This is a genomic window from Paenibacillus sp. EB106-04-04-XG159 (genome assembly GCF_058791835.1).
The window spans coordinates 96171-114262 of record NZ_JBYTDY010000013.1 but is presented as its reverse complement, the minus strand read 5'-3'; the positions used below and the strand labels follow the sequence as shown (position 1 = coordinate 114262).

17 protein-coding genes are annotated in these 18092 nt (G+C 48.4%); all 17 read right to left on the bottom strand.

Features of this window, described 5'->3' with window-relative positions; genetic code table 11:
• Window positions 1-129 precede the first annotated feature (129 nt).
• Window positions 130-1020: a 4-hydroxy-tetrahydrodipicolinate synthase gene (gene dapA, locus AC3WTP_RS16680; RefSeq protein WP_492395762.1), complete on the bottom strand. Its 891-nt coding sequence runs from the start codon at window positions 1018-1020 to the stop codon at window positions 130-132.
• A 71-nt stretch (window positions 1021-1091) separates the two neighbouring features.
• Window positions 1092-2309, bottom strand: a complete 1218-nt coding sequence (gene dapG / locus AC3WTP_RS16675) for an aspartate kinase (RefSeq protein WP_492395761.1) — start codon at window positions 2307-2309, stop codon at window positions 1092-1094.
• A 156-nt stretch (window positions 2310-2465) separates the two neighbouring features.
• Window positions 2466-3509, bottom strand: coding sequence for an aspartate-semialdehyde dehydrogenase (locus tag AC3WTP_RS16670; protein WP_492395760.1), 1044 nt, complete (start codon window positions 3507-3509; stop codon window positions 2466-2468).
• A 75-nt stretch (window positions 3510-3584) separates the two neighbouring features.
• Window positions 3585-4181, bottom strand: a complete 597-nt coding sequence (locus AC3WTP_RS16665) for a dipicolinate synthase subunit B (RefSeq protein ID WP_492395759.1) — start codon at window positions 4179-4181, stop codon at window positions 3585-3587.
• Complete coding sequence (gene dpsA / locus AC3WTP_RS16660) at window positions 4171-5076, bottom strand: dipicolinate synthase subunit DpsA (RefSeq protein WP_492395758.1); 906 nt, start codon at window positions 5074-5076, stop codon at window positions 4171-4173. Before dpsA ends, AC3WTP_RS16665 begins: the two co-directional genes overlap by 11 nt.
• 168 nt (window positions 5077-5244) lie before the next feature.
• Entirely contained in the window at window positions 5245-5700 is a 456-nt protein-coding gene (dut, locus tag AC3WTP_RS16655; RefSeq protein ID WP_492395757.1) for a dUTP diphosphatase, read from the bottom strand.
• On the bottom strand, window positions 5684-6943 hold the full coding sequence (locus AC3WTP_RS16650) for a M16 family metallopeptidase (RefSeq protein WP_492395756.1): 1260 nt from the start codon (window positions 6941-6943) through the stop codon (window positions 5684-5686). Before AC3WTP_RS16650 ends, dut begins: the two co-directional genes overlap by 17 nt.
• A gap of 56 nt (window positions 6944-6999) precedes the next feature.
• Window positions 7000-7992 carry a polysaccharide deacetylase family protein gene (locus AC3WTP_RS16645; protein WP_492395755.1) on the bottom strand — a complete coding sequence of 331 codons (993 nt, stop codon included), beginning with the start codon at window positions 7990-7992 and terminating at the stop codon, window positions 7000-7002.
• Window positions 7993-8301: 309 nt separating this feature from the next.
• Window positions 8302-10533: a polyribonucleotide nucleotidyltransferase gene (gene pnp / locus AC3WTP_RS16640; RefSeq protein WP_492395754.1), complete on the bottom strand. Its 2232-nt coding sequence runs from the start codon at window positions 10531-10533 to the stop codon at window positions 8302-8304.
• Window positions 10534-10754: 221 nt separating this feature from the next.
• Complete coding sequence (gene rpsO / locus AC3WTP_RS16635; protein WP_458568206.1) at window positions 10755-11024, bottom strand: 30S ribosomal protein S15; 270 nt, start codon at window positions 11022-11024, stop codon at window positions 10755-10757.
• A 151-nt stretch (window positions 11025-11175) separates the two neighbouring features.
• The gene (locus AC3WTP_RS16630; RefSeq protein WP_492395753.1) at window positions 11176-12108 is read right to left on the bottom strand and encodes a bifunctional riboflavin kinase/FAD synthetase; all 933 of its coding nucleotides are present in this window, start codon (window positions 12106-12108) and stop codon (window positions 11176-11178) included.
• A gap of 125 nt (window positions 12109-12233) precedes the next feature.
• A complete protein-coding gene (gene truB / locus AC3WTP_RS16625) occupies window positions 12234-13148 on the bottom strand; it encodes a tRNA pseudouridine(55) synthase TruB (RefSeq protein WP_492395752.1) in 915 nt (304 codons plus the stop codon).
• Window positions 13145-14203: a DHH family phosphoesterase gene (locus AC3WTP_RS16620; protein WP_492395751.1), complete on the bottom strand. Its 1059-nt coding sequence runs from the start codon at window positions 14201-14203 to the stop codon at window positions 13145-13147. Before AC3WTP_RS16620 ends, truB begins: the two co-directional genes overlap by 4 nt.
• The gene (gene rbfA / locus AC3WTP_RS16615; protein ID WP_492395750.1) at window positions 14193-14555 is read right to left on the bottom strand and encodes a 30S ribosome-binding factor RbfA; all 363 of its coding nucleotides are present in this window, start codon (window positions 14553-14555) and stop codon (window positions 14193-14195) included. Before rbfA ends, AC3WTP_RS16620 begins: the two co-directional genes overlap by 11 nt.
• A gap of 29 nt (window positions 14556-14584) precedes the next feature.
• Window positions 14585-17467 (bottom strand): translation initiation factor IF-2, encoded by a 2883-nt coding sequence (gene infB, locus AC3WTP_RS16610; RefSeq protein ID WP_492395749.1) that lies wholly within the window; start codon window positions 17465-17467, stop codon window positions 14585-14587.
• Complete coding sequence (locus AC3WTP_RS16605) at window positions 17442-17789, bottom strand: L7Ae/L30e/S12e/Gadd45 family ribosomal protein (RefSeq protein WP_458568212.1); 348 nt, start codon at window positions 17787-17789, stop codon at window positions 17442-17444. Before AC3WTP_RS16605 ends, infB begins: the two co-directional genes overlap by 26 nt.
• The gene (gene rnpM / locus AC3WTP_RS16600) at window positions 17776-18087 is read right to left on the bottom strand and encodes an RNase P modulator RnpM (RefSeq protein WP_492395748.1); all 312 of its coding nucleotides are present in this window, start codon (window positions 18085-18087) and stop codon (window positions 17776-17778) included. Before rnpM ends, AC3WTP_RS16605 begins: the two co-directional genes overlap by 14 nt.
• Between the last annotated feature and the right edge of the window lie 5 nt (window positions 18088-18092).

Sequence of the window (18092 nt, the reverse complement as noted above, 5' to 3'; positions counted from 1 at the left end):
ATGGAAAAAACACAAGTCGGCGTTTTGCTTACCTGTTAACGTCTCCTAAATGCAAACCGCCGATGCAGCGTCGCATCGGCGGTTAAATAGCAGTTATTATTAGGCAATTGCCTATTTTTCACGGAGTATTTATTTTAGATAACCAGCCATTAATTCGCGAATAAATTGCTGTTCGGAAGCAGATGCGTCTACCAATGGCAAACGAACACCGCCAACCGGATACCCTGTTAAAGATAATGCATATTTAACAGCAACCGGGTTCGGAACAGGGTGCGGAGCTTCAAACAAGCCCTTGAATACAGGGTACAGCTTGTAATTCAAAGCTGCAGCCTGCTGCGCGCGACCTTCCACGTAATGCTGAATCATTTCCTTCATTTGAGCGCCGATCACATGAGACGCCACGCTGACTATACCATAAGCGCCAACACTAAGTGCAGGCAATGTCGCTGAATCATCGCCAGAATATACGCGGAACGATTCAGGAGCGCCGCCAGCAATCTGGCACACTTGTTCAATGGAGTGGCATTCTTTCGTAGCGACGATATTAGACACTTCACGGGCAAGACGAAGCGTAGTATCCACACTCATGCTGCTTCCAGTGCGTCCTGGCACGTTATACAGCATGATTGGCAGCGCTGTCGATTGCGCAATCGCCTTGAAATGCTGAAGCATCCCTTCCTGACTTGGCTTGTTATAATAAGGTACAACAAGCAATACACCGTCAGCGCCTGCCTGCTCAGCCAGCTTCGTCAGATGTATCGAATGCGCAGTATTGTTGCTTCCCGTACCCGCAATAATCTTAGCGCGTCCATTGCTCTTCTCGACTGCAAAACGGAACAGTTCGACCTTCTCTTCATCGGTCAGTGTCGGTGCTTCACCAGTCGTCCCGCTGACAACGAGCGCATCACTCTTCTGATCCTCAATAAGATGTTCAATCAATCGCTCCGTTTCCGACCAATTGATTGTTTGATCGGCATGAAACGGCGTAACCATCGCCGTAATCAATCTCCCGAAATCCACAATTAAGCCCTCCCTGTTCATTGCGGTACGAACGCATGGCATTACCGCAATTATTCCTTCTTCATTACTCGTTAACGATTAAGCTCGAACTTAGTATGCAGAGCGCGCAGCGCGCGTACCATATCTTCCTTGCGGACAAGCACCCAAATCGTCGTATTGGAATCGGCAGACTGAAGAATCTGAATCTCTTGCTTCGTCAACGCTTCTACAATATGAGCCATAATACCTGGTACACCGTTCATGCCGCCGCCAATAACCGACACTTTGGCACATCCTGATAATGATTTAGGGGAATATCCCATCTCATTCAGAACTTCCAACGCCTTATTCGCATCTGAGTCAAATACCGTATAAACTGCCCCTGAAGGGGTAACATTAATAAAATCAACACTGATTTGGTTATGTGCCATCGCTTTGAACACATTTAACTGCAAGTCATCCGCCCCGTCCTGAGCGCTAACGGTTATCTGTGTCACATTGCTTACATATGCAATACCGGTGACAAATCGATCGAAGATCCCTTTTGCTTGATCACGAAAGCCTTCAGGGTGCGTAACTAGCGTTCCCTCGTCATCACTAAAGGTAGATCGTACGCGTACAGGCACATTGGCTTGCATCGCAATCTCAATAGCCCGTGGGTGTATTACCTTAGCACCATGGTAGGCCATATTGCATATTTCAGCATAGCTTACGATGCTGAGTGGCTTAGCATCCTCAACAATACGCGGATCAGCCGTTAGTATGCCGTTTACATCGGTATATATGTCAACGATCTCAGCATGAAGGGCAACGCCTAAAGCTGTAGCTGAAGTATCGCTGCCTCCGCGACCAAGCGTCGTAAAGTCACCCTGCTCCGTTTGACCCTGGAAGCCGGTAACGATTACAACCTGATTATGCTTCCATGCAGCGATAACCCGCTCCGGACGCACATCCAGAATACGGGCATTTCCATAATGATCATCTGTTTTAAAGCCGGCTTGAGCGCCTGTGAGCACAGTCGCAGAGATGCCTTCCGCTTGCAGCAAGCTGCACAGCGTCGTCGCAGAAATAATCTCTCCGCAGCATAGCAGCAAATCCTGCTCGCGCGCAGGCAGTTGGTCTCCATTTTGACGGACCCAATCCAGCAATGTATCTGTCGCGTAAGGCTCGCCTTTACGACCCATAGCCGACACAACGACTGCAAGCTGGTAGCCTTCAGCCAGTTCTCGACGAATATGATGAATGACTCTTTCTCTGCTTTCTGATGTCGATAACGAAGTACCGCCGAACTTTTGAACTAATATACGCATTTAATGTTTCCTCCAACCTAAGAAGACTGACTGCCAGAACACAGCATTGCTATATAGAGCTGCTGTTGACGGCAGCAGTCCAGCTTCAAGTGTGCTTCGATAGGAAAAATCTCTTACCGAAAGAAAAAGGCAGGAGCTTTCCTGCCTGACTTCTGGCTATTCTTGATGTTCCGCCGCAATATGCTCAGCAATCTGCACAGCGTTCCATGCAGCTCCCTTGAGCAAGTTATCGGACACGATCCACATGTTCAACGCGCGCGGATGGTTAAGATCTCGGCGTAAACGTCCGACGAACACGTCCTTCTTGCCAGCAGCATCAGTAGCCAATGGATAAGCTTGATTGGACGGATCATCAACCACAGTGATGCCAGGAGCCTTCTCCAGCAGCTCGCGAACTTCCTGCAGATCGAATTCTTCTTTTAATTCTACGTAAAGCGACTCGGAATGTCCATATACGACAGGGATACGCACACATGTCGCAGTTACTTGAATATTGTCGTCGCCCATAATCTTTTTCGTTTCGTTAATCATTTTCAACTCTTCATACGTAAAGCCGTTGGCATCAAACTTATCAATCTGCGGAATTGCGTTGAATGCGATCTGATGCTTCACAGGCAATGACGATACGGGAAGAATGTCAGCCTCCACATCGCGGCCTTCGAGCGCTTCCTTCGTCTGGCGCAGCATCTCATCGATTGCACGAGCGCCAGCTCCTGAAACAGCTTGGTAAGTAGAAACGATAACGCGTTCGAGACCATAGCGGTCCTGCAGCGGCTTCAGCGCGGCAACCATCTGGATCGTCGAACAGTTAGGATTGGCAATGATACCGTTATGTTCACGAATCTTCTCAGGGTTAACTTCTGGTACAACCAATGGCGTATTAGGGTCCATACGGTAAGCGCTAGTGTTATCAATACATACTACGCCTCGCTCAACTGCGACAGGACATAACGCCTTGCTCACGTCTCCGCCTGCGCTGAACAGCGCGATGTCAACGCCGTCAAAGCTTTCAGGACGCGCTTCCTCGATAGTGTATTCTGCCCCGTTAAACTCAATCTTCTTGCCTGCAGAACGAGCAGAAGATAACAGCTTCAGCTTATGGATTGGGAATTGACGCTCCGCGAGCAGCTTCAAGATCTGTTCCCCTACTGCCCCTGTGGCACCAACTACTGCTACATTAAACCGCTTTTGATTCGTCATCTGTCGTTTCTCCCCTCTATAGCGCCTTGGAGCGTAAAGAGCGTGAATCTATACGATCACGCTCCGCTCCGCAAGTCATTTATACTGAAAGCGTTCGATGAGCATCGGCTGGAGCTGTTTGCCCTCAAGTGCCGCTGCACACGCTTCAGGAATCAAATCCATTCTGGCAACAAGTGAATTCGGCTTCTGTACCGGATTATCCTGACCAAACGGAACGAAATAAATATGCTTCATAATGAGCAGCTTCGAAATGTTGGCTGCATTCAGTCCGAGTCCATCATTCGTGGAGATCGCGAGTACTAATGGCCGCTGATTGCGCATCTGCGCCTTCGCCGCCATAAGCACCGGTCCGTCCGTCAACGCATTAGCGAGCTTGCTCGTCGAATTGCCCGTTAATGGCGCAATCACAAGCACATCAAGCAGTTTAGACGGTCCAAGAGGCTCGGCTTCAACAATTGTAGAAATCATATCATTACCTGTTATATCTTTCAACTGCTTTTGCCAATGTGCGGAAGTACCAAAACGAGTGTCTGTCGTCATGATCGTATTCGATACTATCGGTATTACTCTTGCGCCAAGGTCAACAAAACGTTGAATCTGAGGCATAACCTCGTCAAATGTACAATGAGAGCCCGTAAGCGCATAGCCCACCGTAATTCCGTTAAAGTTCATGGCCATTCCCTCGATTCTGCATAGATTCCAGCAAGAGCTGGCTGATGCTATTCGCGAGAATACGACCTGCAGTTTTCGGAGCTACGATACCAGGAAGACCTGGTGCGAGCATTGCCTTAATTCCACGCTTCTCAGCAAACCGAAAATCGATGCCGCCTGGCTTCGAGGCCAGATCTATAAGCACCGCGCGGTTCGGCATCTGAGCAATGACCTGCGCTGTGACTATCATAGTCGGTATCGTATTAAAAAGCAAGTCGATATTTGACACGCTCTGCGCCAGCTCACGCAAATAAAACGGCTTAAATCCCATTTCAGAAGCTCTTGCAAAATGCTCATCTCGACGAACTCCGATTCTGACATTCGCTCCTAATCCCAGCAATGTGCGAGCTAACGTAAAACCAGTTCTACCCATACCGAGGACGATAATATCTGAACCATGAAGTGTAATGTCCGTGTGCTGAATAGCCATCATAATCGCGCCTTCAGCTGTAGGAATCGAGTTGTAGATGGCCACATCGTCTCTCTCAAACAGTTCGATCAGCTGAATTCGATACTTGGCGCATAGTTTGCTGAGGTAAGGCTTTGACATACCCGTAAACACAAGACAATCCTTAGGCAATGCTGCTACATGCTCTTCGGTAAGCGTCAGCTCTTCTGACGTAAATATCGCGTGAACGCGCCCGTTATCATCGGTTCCAACGGCTGGCAGCACGAGGGCGTTTGTTGTCGCCAGCAGCTCCGGGGACAGAGGCTGACGCTGTACGCCGTGATATGGATTTGACAGTTGGTCAAATCCAACCAGTGTGACGCTGGCATCCATCTCTGCCAGCCTTTGAAACATTTCCAGTTGCCGCGCGTCTCCGCCCAAGAACACAACATGAATTCCGGTTAACATGTTCGCCGTTCGCTCCTTTCTCCATGGCCTGACACGTATACAACATCTTATGCAGCCGCCCAGAAAGGGTGCAGAGCGCACAGAGGCTAACCCGATCATTCCTCTCCATTACAAAAGCGCCGATCCCCGTAAAGGAACCAGCGCTTTATGTAAAACGAGATATAAGTTCTATTTCACTCCTGTATGGCCGAATCCGCCTTCACCACGTGTCGTATCCGTAAGCTCTTCTACTTCTACAATGTTCACACGCGGTACCTCTTGGATGACCATCTGCGCAATACGTTCATTGCGTTCAATGGTGAAAGCATGCTGTCCATGATTAATGAGCAGCACCTTCACTTCGCCGCGATAATCTGCGTCTATGGTTCCAGGTGAATTCAAGCAAGTGATGCCATGCTTGAATGCCAGACCGCTGCGGGGGCGAATCTGCGCTTCCAGCTGCGGCGGAAGCGCCATCGCGAAGCCCGTAGGTACGAGCGCTCGGTGCCCAGGGGCTATCGTAAGCGGCTCATCCACGGCTGCATACAGATCGAAGCCGGCAGCCAGCTCGGACATTCGCGCCGGCATGTTCACATCTTCATTGCCTGGCAATCGTTTTAATTGAACTTCATACTGTTGGTACAAGACAATCCCTCCTGATAGCTGAGATCGCTTGATCATTCGCGCCAACCATAGCTACCGCAAATGGTTTTTGAACCATTCGCTGAATAATGACATCCACATCTTCCATCGTTACCGCGTCGATCCGTGCAATCATTTCATCGAGTGTATAGTGTTTGCCGAGCATCAGCTCGTTCTTGCCAAGTCGGTTCATCCGGCTTCCTGTACTTTCAAGGCTCAGTATCAGACTTCCCTTCAACTGTTCCTTCCCTTTGCGCAGCTCGTCTGCCGTCATCCCTTTAACTGTCATATCCTGAAGAATCTCCATCGTTAATTCCAGCACATCCTTCGTCTGCTTAGGCGCTGTGCCGGCATAAACCGTGAATAAGCCGCTGTCCGCCGCAGAAGAATGATATGAATATACGGAGTAAGCCAAGCCGCGCTTCTCCCTAATTTCCTGGAACAGACGCGAGCTCATTCCTCCGCCGATAGTGTTGTTCAATAAGATCATAGCGTAAAGACGAGGGTCAGAGATTGAACAACCAGGCAAGCTCATGCAGATATGATTCTGTTCAGTCTTCTTCTGGTGATAGAGCAGATCGCTCTGAAACTCAGGCATATAGATCTGTTCCTGCGCTTGATCATTGCTGAAATCCCCGAAGTGCTTCTCCAGCAAATCAACAATGGAATCGTCAATGTTTCCTGCAACCGCTATAACCGTATTGGAGATGGTATAGTGCTGCTTCATATATTGACGGAGTGTGTCCGGCGTCATGCGCTGCAGCAATTGTTCCGTTCCTAGGATCGGATATGCCAGTGAATGAGAGCCATAAGCCGCGCGAGTCATCAGATCATGTACCATATCATCTGGTGTATCTTCATACATCGATATTTCTTCCAGTATGACATTGCGTTCCTTCTCCAGCTCCTCTGATTGCAGCTTGGAACGGAAGTACATATCGGACAGCATATCTACCGCAATCGGCAAATGCTCATCCAACACCTTAGCGTAGTAGCACGTGTATTCCTTAGATGTAAAGGCGTTCACATTGCCGCCAATCGCATCAAATGACTCAGCAATTTCTTTAGCGTCAAAACGCTCTGTTCCCTTGAACAACATATGTTCTATAAAATGGGAGATACCGTTCGTATCCTCATTCTCATATCTGGAGCCGGTCTTGACCCAGATTCCGAATGAGACGGAACGGCAGGTAGGTATTCTCTCTAAGACGACTCGCAAGCCGTTTCGCAATTGCAGTTTCTCCAACGGAGGTCCTCCTCAACCGTGATCAATGCTATACTATCCTACCAAATATCTGCACTTTACTCAACTTTACCATCCAGAATACGGGATTCAGACAAAGTTTCACTGACTGTGCCCAGCGTTAAAGAGCGCTTCTTGATCATTTGAATCAAGCCGCCAAGCGCCTGGCTAGACGGTGCTGTCGGATGCATCAAAATTAACGTACCCGCTCCTGCTTTATTGCGAACTCGCTCAATAATTGTCGCAGGGCTGGGCTTCTGCCAGTCAATGGTGTCCGCAGTCCACAGCACAGTTCTCATTCCAAGCTGATGAGCGACTTTCAACGTCGTCGCATTCAGATCTCCCGACGGAGGAGCAAACCATTTGCTGTTGACTCCAGTAGCTTCCTTAATATAACGCTCCGCTTTCGTTATTTCATCGCGTTGTCTGCTTTCGTCCAGCTGACTCATTTTGGGATGTGAATAGGCATGGTTGCCGATCTCATGACCGTCATCAGCTATCTTTTTGGCCAGCTCTGGATGTTTTCTTACCCATGAACCATCAAAGAAAAAAGTGGCCTTAACCTGTTCCTTCTTTAACGTATCGAGCATTGGCTCAATGTACTCGCTTCCCCATGCCACATTGATCATAATTGAAGCCATTTCCTTATTCGAGTTGCCTCTGAATGTTGGCTGGGGAGGCAATTGGTTCAAAGTTATCTTTGGCGGTATTTCGCGATAAACGAGCTGAAGCGGAGTATCCTTGCCCGATTCCTTCGTCTTTTTGTAGCTGGAATCCACATCCACTTCTAAACCATTATAGCCAGGAATCGCCTTCCACACTCGGTCCACTTGAGCATCAATCGGGGCGACATAACGCTGCTTCGCTTCTTCTCTAATTCGTGTCATCAGCGCATCCTCTGATACCGCGTCGCTAGGCGCAGCAATTGTCTGCAATACTGTTGCTTTCTGTTCCTTTATAAAGCTGCCAACGTCTGTCCATTCTGCAATCAGTATGACAGCCAGACTGCTCATCAGAATAGCAAAGAGTTTGCGCATTGTAAACTTCGTCATGACGTTCTTCCCTTCTATGGTTGTCCTTCTATAGTTGTCCTTCCATTGCTTTCATTCTATGCACAACGCCCCATCGTTATGCGGTCAACTGCACAGTCTAGACATGAAGAAGGAATGATTGAAGAGAAGCGAGCATATTATATCATTTGGAACTAATGAGCGTTTCCATTCTTGTTGATATTACATTGTCTTCAACAATGTCGAACGAGCACACAAAAAAAAAGAGCCAGAAATATTCTGCCTCTTTCCTTGCTTTATAAAGTTTGAACCAACCTCTTAGAACACGATGGTCATAAGAGGTCGATAACATTAGGATTGAGTTGGGCGCGGGCTGCGCGGACCTTGGCCATTGCCTGATGGTCTGCGATCGCGATCACGTCCGCGGTCTCCACCACGATCTCCTTCACGATCACGCGGTCTTGGTCTAGGCGCTCCGGAAGTCTTCACAACACCTTCCGCTGTTGGATCAAGAATAACCTTGTGAGACAGATTAATTCGGCCCTGAGGGTCGATCTCGACAACTTTAACCTCGAGCTTATCGCCGATTGCGACAACGTCCTCCACTTTTTCAACTCGCTCAGTGGACAACTGAGATACATGCACTAAGCCATCTTTGTTCGGCAGAATTTCTACAAATGCGCCGAATTTCTCAATACGCTTAACTGTACCTGTATAGACTTCGCCAACAACGACTTCACGAACGATACCTTCGATAATATCGCGAGCGCGCTCATTGGCTTCTTGGCTAGGAGAAGCGATGAATACACGTCCATCTTGCTCGATGTCAATCTTAACGCCTGTTTCTTCAATGATCTTGTTCACGACTTTACCGCCGGAACCGATAACGTCGCGGATCTTCTCCGGATTGATCGTCATCGTCAAGATCTTAGGCGCATATTCGGACAGTGATTCACGAGGCTTATCGATCGCTTCGAGCATCTTGCCCAGAATGTGCATGCGGCCTTCGCGTGCTTGTGCAAGAGCTTGACTCAAGATCTCACGATCAATACCGTCAATCTTAATATCCATTTGGATAGCTGTTACGCCTTCAGCAGTACCTGCTACTTTAAAGTCCATGTCGCCAAGATGATCTTCCATACCTTGAATATCGGACAGGATTGAGAAATGCTCTCCATCCTTGATCAAGCCCATAGCGATACCAGCAACTGGAGCCTTGATCGGAACACCTGCATCCATCATAGCCATTGTGCTTGCACATATGCTTGCTTGTGACGTTGAACCGTTGGACTCAATTACTTCTGATACAAGGCGAATCGTATACGGGAAGTCTGCTTCTGACGGAATAACCTTGGACAATGCACGCTCACCAAGAGCACCGTGACCGATCTCACGTCGACCTGGAGCACGCAAAGGACGAGCTTCACCGACTGAGAATGGCGGGAAGTTGTAATGGTGCATGAAGCGCTTCGAATCTTCCAAGCCTAGGCCGTCAATGATCTGAACTTCTCCAAGCGTACCAAGCGTACATACGCTAAGCGCTTGAGTCTGTCCGCGAGTAAACAAGCCGGAGCCGTGAGTACGAGGCAACAGATGAGTGTCACAGTCGATCGGACGAATCTCATCCAGTTTTCTTCCATCCGGACGCACTTTATCATGCGTAATGAGGCGGCGAACTTCTTCTTTAACGATGTCATACAGCGTTTCCTTAACATCTTCAAGCTTCTCAGGAGCTTCAGCATAAGCTATCTCAAAATGAGCAACAGCATCTGCATTGACTGCATCGATTGCGTCTTGACGAGCATGCTTCTCCTGAATACGAATCGCTTCAACGAGACGCGCTTGAGCAAATGCGCGCACTTCCGAATTCACATCGCTATCTACAGCGTGAAGATGAACATCCATCTTCTCTTTACCTGCAACTGCTGTGAACTGTTCAATCGTTGCTACTATCGTCTTAATGACTTCATGGCCGTACAGAATAGCTTCAAGCATAATTTCTTCCGGAATCTCATTGCCTTCGGCCTCTACCATCATGATGGCATCCTTCGTACCGGCAACAACTACGTGAATATCGCTCTTCGCTTCTTGCTCAACCGTAGGGTTGATAATGAATTGACCATCTACGCGACCGACAATAACGCCGCCGATTGGTCCGTTGAATGGAACATCAGAAATGCTGAGTGCTGCTGAAGTACCGATCATTGCAGCGATGTCTGGCGGACAATCTTGGTCTACGCTCATGACAAGATCCAGAATCTGAATATCGTTACGGAAGCCTTCCGGGAACAATGGTCGAATCGGACGGTCGATCAAACGGCTCGACAATATCGCCTTCTCGCTCGGACGACCTTCACGTTTCGGGAATCCGCCTGGGATCTTGCCGACTGCGTACATGCGCTCTTCATAGTTGACCGTCAACGGGAAAAAGTCCAAATCCTTCGGATCTTTCGAAGCAGTTACCGTACATAATACAACTGTATCGCCATAGCGAACCGTTACCGCTGCATTAGCTTGCTTAGCTAACCGACCGTATTCCATAACGAACGGTCGTCCGCCTAGATCCATCTCGATGCGATGCATGGGAAATCCCTCCTCAATATGTTACGTTGTAGTTTTCTTAGCTAGTCCCATTATTTCCTGCTATGCCATACAAAAACCGCACCCGCGGCGAAATAATAAGTCTATTTATGTAAAGATGCAAGGGTAAGCACTGCAATACATCCTAACATGAATAAAAAGCAACCCAGTTGCATGCCACACTGTCGCGGGCAGTAACAACCAGGCTGCTTGGTTTAGAGCTATTAGCGACGAAGACCGAGTTTCGCGATCAATGCGCTGTAACGTTTAACATCTTTGTTCTTCAAGTATGCCAGCAATTTACGGCGTTGGCCTACCATCTTCAACAAACCGCGACGGGAGTGGTGATCCTTCTTGTGTGTGCGAAGATGCTCCGTCAAGTTCGTAATGTTTTCCGTAAGGATAGCGATTTGCACTTCCGCAGAACCTGTGTCGGAAGCATGAGTCTTGTGCTCTTCGATAAGCTGTTGCTTACGCTCTTGAGTCAATGCCATCCTATTCACCTCCTAAAATAATTTATTATGTCCTAGAGCCTCGTAGACGTCGGTGAGATCGTACAACCAAGCAATGGACTTGCTGCGCTAATGCACAACAATGTGACAAGTATATCATTAATAAATAGCAAAGTAAATGTTAAGATGAAGCTTAATGCAATATTTTACGTGCTTCTTCAGCATCTTGGTTTATTTGCTCGATTAATTCAGTGATTGAAGCAAATTTAGCTTCTGGACGAATATATTCAACAAAGAATATCGTCATCTCTTCACCATAAATATCTTCATTAAAATCAAACAAATGAGCCTCTATGATCGGCTCCAATATATTGCTGTGGAAAGTTGGTTTAAGACCGATGCTTAATACACTATCATAAGTGCTGCCCCGAACTTCGACTTTTACCGCATAAACTCCTAGCCGTGGGATAAAGTAAGGCTCCTCCGGCTGAACGTTGGCAGTCGGATATCCAATCGTACGGCCGCGTTTCTCCCCATGTACAATTTCGCCAGAGATCGTATAAGGTCGGCCCAACAAGTGGTTCGCTAGCCTAATATTGCCATCTGACAAGCAAGCTCGCAAGCGCGTGCTGCTCACTTTCAGCCCCTCCGCGTTACATGGCTCGACGATATCGACTGTGAAGCAATCTTTGCCCCAATCTTGCATATAGGATGCTGTCCCGCTCCCCATATGCCCAAAGCGATAGTCGAATCCGCAGACAACATGCTTGGCTCCCAAGCCGCAAACAGCCTGCACGAATTGCTCAGCGGTCGCATTTGCAAATTGATGGTCAAAGTTCACTACGTACATTCGGTCAAGACCGAGTTGGCTCAGCAAGCGCTGCTTCTCTTTTAACGGCGTTAAATAGCGATCATAGCCTGAACGTCCGAACACTCTCTTCGGATGCGGATGAAAGGTCATTAAGCTCACCGGCAGATGATGCTGCTTCCCATATGCAAGCGCGCGCTCTATAACATGAACGTGCCCCTTGTGTATACCGTCAAAATGTCCAAGCACTAATACCTGCGGTTTGTATTCTAGCCAACTAGCATCTTGAAGGGAATTCGTTAAAAATATCGTTTCCATGTTGTTCGTATTCCACCTATCCATCTCAGGATTAGTATGTTAATCCATTCACAAATTCAGTTGCAAGGTCGACGCACAACCAGTCATCCCTGAAGATAACCAATAAGTGCGCCTATCGCCTGTTTTTATGAGGCAAACACTTTGACAGCCCGCAAAGCAGCACTGCCTTCTGGTACTTCAAATAGCCCGTAAAATGTTCCCTGTTCATCATACAATCGATACAACTGATTCGTCAAAGGTTGGAAAGAACAGGCACGGAATGGAATGCCCTTACCTTGAATGGCATAATGCGCAAATGAATCCATTACCGTAACAGCAGGCAAAAACGACATAGCCGTATCAACAGGCATTAAGAGCTCCTGCACACTGCCGCGTGCGGCTGCCTCCTGAATCTGCTCAAACGTATAGCACTGCTCCTGTCCAAAATGTGCCGACTTCGTTCGAATTAGCGATTCCATCGTCGAAGGAACATCTAAAGCTTGTCCTATATCGACGCACAGTGTACGGATATAAGTCCCTTTCGAGCAGGTAACCCGCAATCGAACGGTTGGTTCACTCGTTCCCAATTGCATGTCCAATATTTCAATACCGTAAACGGTCACTCGTCGAGCCTTTCGATCTACGGTTTTGCCTTCGCGGGCAAGCTCGTATAATCGTTTACCATCGACTTTTACCGCTGAATACATAGGAGGAACTTGATCGATCTCGCCGATGAATCGCTGAACAGCTTCGCGCACCTGCTCTTCCGTCAAGCTGGATGCATCCTTCGATGCAATAACATTGCCCGTAGCATCCTCAGTATCTGTAGCAATACCGAAACGCAGCACCGCCTCATACTGCTTCGGCAGCTCCTGCAAATACTCCACGATTCGAGTCGCTCTGCCGACGCATAAAGGAAGCACACCGGTAACCATCGGATCCAGTGTTCCGGTATGTCCAATTCTCCGTTCTCTCGTAATGCCGCGTACCTTAGCTACGACGTCGTGAGAAGTCCATCCTTCCGGCTTCCATACTGGAAGCACGCCATCAAGTTTACTCATAAATGCTGCTTCACCTGCTCAATAACCTCATTTATCGCCTCGTCCAACGGCTTTAACAGTGTGCAGCCTGCCGCACGAATGTGGCCGCCCCCGCCAAAATGCTGTGCAATTGCCGCTACATTAACTTTTTCACCCGACCGCAAGCTGACCTTGAGTCGTGTCTCTTCCAACTGTTTAAATAGTATGCCAACTTCAACGCCCTCTACATTGCGCGGATAATTGACCAAACCCTCAAGATCCTCATTCAAAGCCCCAGTCTCCCGCATATCCTCAGGTGTGATCCACAGCCATGATATTCGGTTATCTTCGGAAAATGTGAGGCGGGACAAGCCGCGCTGTATAAGCTTCATCTGTGCTAGCGTCATTTGCTCTAACAGGCGATCAGCGATTAGATTGCCGTTCACGCCATATGCGAGCAGCTTGGAGGCTATAGCCATCACGTGAGGAGTCGTATTACTGTAACGGAATCCGCCAGTATCCGTCAATAATCCAGTATAGAGTATCGTCGCTGCATCAACATCCAGCTGAATACCTGCATGTTCATATAGATCGAATAGAATTTCTGCTGTGGCGGCTGCATCTTCCCTGATCAGCGCAACTTCACCGTAGTGATTGTTAGTTGGATGATGATCAATATTCAAAATATGAGCATCGGGTGCGACTCGATCCATAATCTTTCCGATTCGCTCGTAGTCAGCGCAATCCACACAAATGACTGCATTGAATACACGATCTTCAGGCTTATGCTCAAGTTCGCTAATAATGACCGATTCCACATCATGCAAGAAATGAAGCCTTCCAGGTATGCGATTCTCATTCATCATCGTATACGTCTTGCTCCAATGGCGAAGCAGCCAACCGATAGCTAGTGTTGAGCTAATCGCATCACCATCCGGGTGGACATGAGCAACGACGAGAAAATCATCATTCTCGCGGATAAATTGCAATGCGCGATCCAGATCATGTCTGTATGTAGCCGGAAACGAACCAGTAACAGGCAGCGCAGCGCTGCCTGTTACATGGTTCGTTTCTTGGTGGCCAGGATTATTGGTCATGTTGTTCATTCCCATCCCGTATATCGTTTAAGATGCGTTCAATTCGACTTCCATACTCAATCGATGAATCTAACTTAAACACCAGCTCAGGTGTGTGGCGAAGCATGATGCGTTTGCCCAGCTCAGAGCGAAGGTAGCCTTTTGCTTTCTCCAACGCTTTAAGCGAGTTCTCGCGCGCTTCATCATCACCCAAGACACTTAAATAGATCTTAGCCATAGATAAATCATTCGTGACTTCTACTCCGGTTACAGTTAAGAAACCGATACGAGGATCTTTTAATTCCATTTGGATAAGCTGACTTAATTCCTTCTTAATCTGCTCTCCAACACGCCCTGCACGAATTTTGGCCATGTCAATCACCTCTAGTTCTGTAAAGCGACTTATTTGCGTTCAACAGCTTCCATGACAAACGCTTCGATAACGTCGCCTTCTTTCATGTCGTTAAACTTATCGATCATGATACCGCATTCGTAGCCTTGAGCCACTTCTTTAGCATCATCTTTGAATCGTTTCAAGGAATCAAGCTTACCTTCATGGATGACAATGCTGTCGCGAATGATGCGTATTTCAGCATTCCGGGTAATCTTGCCGGATGTAACCATACAACCTGCGATAAAGGTCTTGTTGATCTTGAACAAGTTGCGAACTTCAGCGTGACCGAGAATAACTTCTTTATATTCTGGATCAAGCATACCCTTCATCGCTTGCTCAATTTCTTCTACGATCTTGTAAATGATACGGTGCAGACGAACGTCAACCTTCTCTTGCTCAGCTGTAAGCTTCGCTTGAGCATCAGGTCGAACGTTGAAACCGATCACGATTGCATTGGATGCAGTCGCCAAGATAACATCCGATTCGGTAATCGCACCTACGCCGGAATGTAGGATCTTAACGCGTACGCCTTCTACATCAATCTTCTGCAGGGAGCCGCGAAGCGCCTCTGCGGAACCTTGAACGTCGGCTTTAATAATAACGTTAAGCTCTTTCATCTCGCCATCCTTGATGTGCTGGAACAGATCATCCAACGTCACGCGAGTGTTCGAGCCAAGCTGGCTTTGACGAAGCGTGATGGAACGTTTATCCGAGATGGAACGCGCTTTGCGCTCATCTTCGAATATGATAAACGGATCGCCTGCTTGCGGCACTTCAGCCATACCTGTAATCTCGATCGGTGTAGATGGACCCGCTTCTTTCAATCGACGTCCGCGATCGTTTACCATCGTACGCACGCGTCCGAAGGATGTTCCTGCTACGAGCGCATCACCTACGCGCAATGTACCTTGTTGTACGAGGATACGAGCAACAGGACCGCGACCTTTATCCAACTCTGCTTCGATAACCGTACCGCGTGCAGGTTTGTTCGGATTCGCCTTGAACTCATTCACTTCAGACACGAGCAGAATCATCTCGAGCAGTTCTTCAATACCGATACGCTGCTTAGCGGAAACGTTAACGAAGATCGTATCGCCGCCCCATTGTTCAGGGACAAGCTCATACTCTGTCAGTTCCTGCATAACGCGATCTGCATTTGCTTCTGGTTTATCAATCTTGTTAACGGCAACGATAATTGGAACTCCAGCCGCTTTCGCATGGCTGATTGCTTCAACTGTCTGCGGCATAACGCCGTCATCTGCTGCAACAACGATAATCGTAATATCTGTAACTTGAGCACCACGCGCGCGCATCATCGTGAACGCTTCGTGACCCGGTGTATCCAAGAACGTGATCTTCTTATTGTTGATCTCAACTTGGTACGCACCGATATGCTGTGTGATACCGCCGGCTTCGCCGCCAGTAACGTTCGTCTTACGGATCGAGTCGAGCAAGGTAGTCTTACCATGGTCAACGTGTCCCATGATCGTTACGACAGGTGGACGAATCTCAAGCGTTGTTTCTTCGTCAGCTTCTTCAACCTCTTCGAACGGATCCTCCTGTACAGGAAGCTTCAGTTCAACCTCAACCTTGTAGTCATCCGCAATAAGCTGGATTGTATCAAGATCAAGCTCTTGGTTAATAGTTGCCATAACGCCCATCATAAACAATTTCTTGATTACTTCAGACGCATCTTTATGGAGAAGCTTCGCCACTTCACCAACTGTCATCGTACCACGTACGATAACTTTCTTCGGTGTATTATCAATCTTTTCACGCACTTCTTGAGGACGACCGCCTTGCTTGCCTCTTCCTTTGCCGAAGCGTCCACCGCGTGCATTGTTGCGTGAATCATCGAAACGCTTGCCGCCTTGGCCTTTACCGCCGCGACCGCCATTGCGCTCTTCTTCATTGTATTTGTTCGGGCGTGGATTCTGGTTCAAGCGAGCCGGTTGCGGCTTCTCTACTACAGAACGCGCCGGTGCTGGAGCAGCAGGCTTCGAGGATGAACCACGATTGCCGCCATAGCCGCCTTGACCGCCTTGGCCTTGACCAGCAGGACGTTGGCCGTCACGGTTGCCGCGGTAACCGCCTTGACCACCCTGCCCTTGACCTTGTGGTCTTGGACCTTGGTTGTCGCGTGGACGGTACGGACGATCTCCACCTTGGCCTTGAGTGCCTTGACCTTGACCTTGCGGTCTTGGACCTTGACCTTGTGGTCTTGGACCTTGGTTGTCGCGTGGACGGTACGGACGATCTCCGCCTTGTCCTTGTCCTTGGCCTTGTCCTTGTGGTCTTGGACCTTGGTTGTCGCGCGGACGATACGGACGGTCTCCGCCCTGTCCTTGGCCACCTTGACCTTGACCTTGACCTTGACCTTGACCTTGACCCTGCGGTCTTGGACCTTGGTTGTCGCGATTGCCGCGATAGCCGCCTTGTCCGCCCTGGCCTTGACGTTGGCCATCACGATTGCCGCGGTAGCCGCCTTGTCCGCCCTGGCCCTGACGTTGGCCGTCGCGATTACCGCTGTGTTGGCCTTCCGGACGTGAATTCGAACCTTGTTCGCGCGGAGCGCGCTGCTCACGAGGCTCACGCTGTTCACGCTGTTCGTTCTGTTTCGGTGTTTCCGCAGATACGTTTGGTGATTGACTTACTTGTGCTTGAGGTTTAGAAGGCTGAACCTCTCGTTTGGCTTGTGCATTTGCTTTGACATCTTTAAAAAATTGCTCTACTTTACCCACAGCATCATTCTCCATTACACTCATATGATTGTTTACAGGCACACTAAGACGTTTTAGAATCGTAATAATTTCTTTACTGCTCATGTTTATTGACTTAGCATATTCATAAACTCTTAATTTGTCCTTATTGTCCTTCTCTTGTTTGCTCAATATACTCCACCTCCGACATAGTCATAAGCACGCTCTTCATCATTGTCGCAAAACCATGATCCGTCACAGCGACGATGACACGGTCAAGCTTACCTATGCTTTCGCCAAGCTCATCGCGAGTAAATCCGATGACGAGTGGAACGTGGTAGGTCCGACACTTGTCGCGAAACTTCTTCTTCGTGTTCTCAGAGGCATCGCCGGCTACGAACACGAGATGAGCTTGCTTATTACGTACAGCCTTAAATACAATGTCGTCTCCCGTTACCAGTTTGCCTGCGCGCTGTGCGAGCCCCAGCTGGGAGAGCGCTTTATTGTTGATCATCTTCTCGCTCCTTGCCGGCAAGAAACTCGTCTTCCACACGAATGAAGTCTTGCGCTAACTGCTCATATATATCGGAATGCACTTGATGCTTGAGAGCACGGTCAAGAGCCTTGGATTTGTGAGCTAGCTTGAAGCAGGTCAGCTTACCGCATAAATAAGCTCCACGACCTGACTTCTTGCCTGTTAGATCAATAAGTATTTCGTCCTGAGGTGTCTTCACGACACGGATCAGTTCTTTCTTTGGCATCATTTGTTGACATGCTACACATTTGCGCAGCGGAACTTTTCTCGGTTTCATGACTA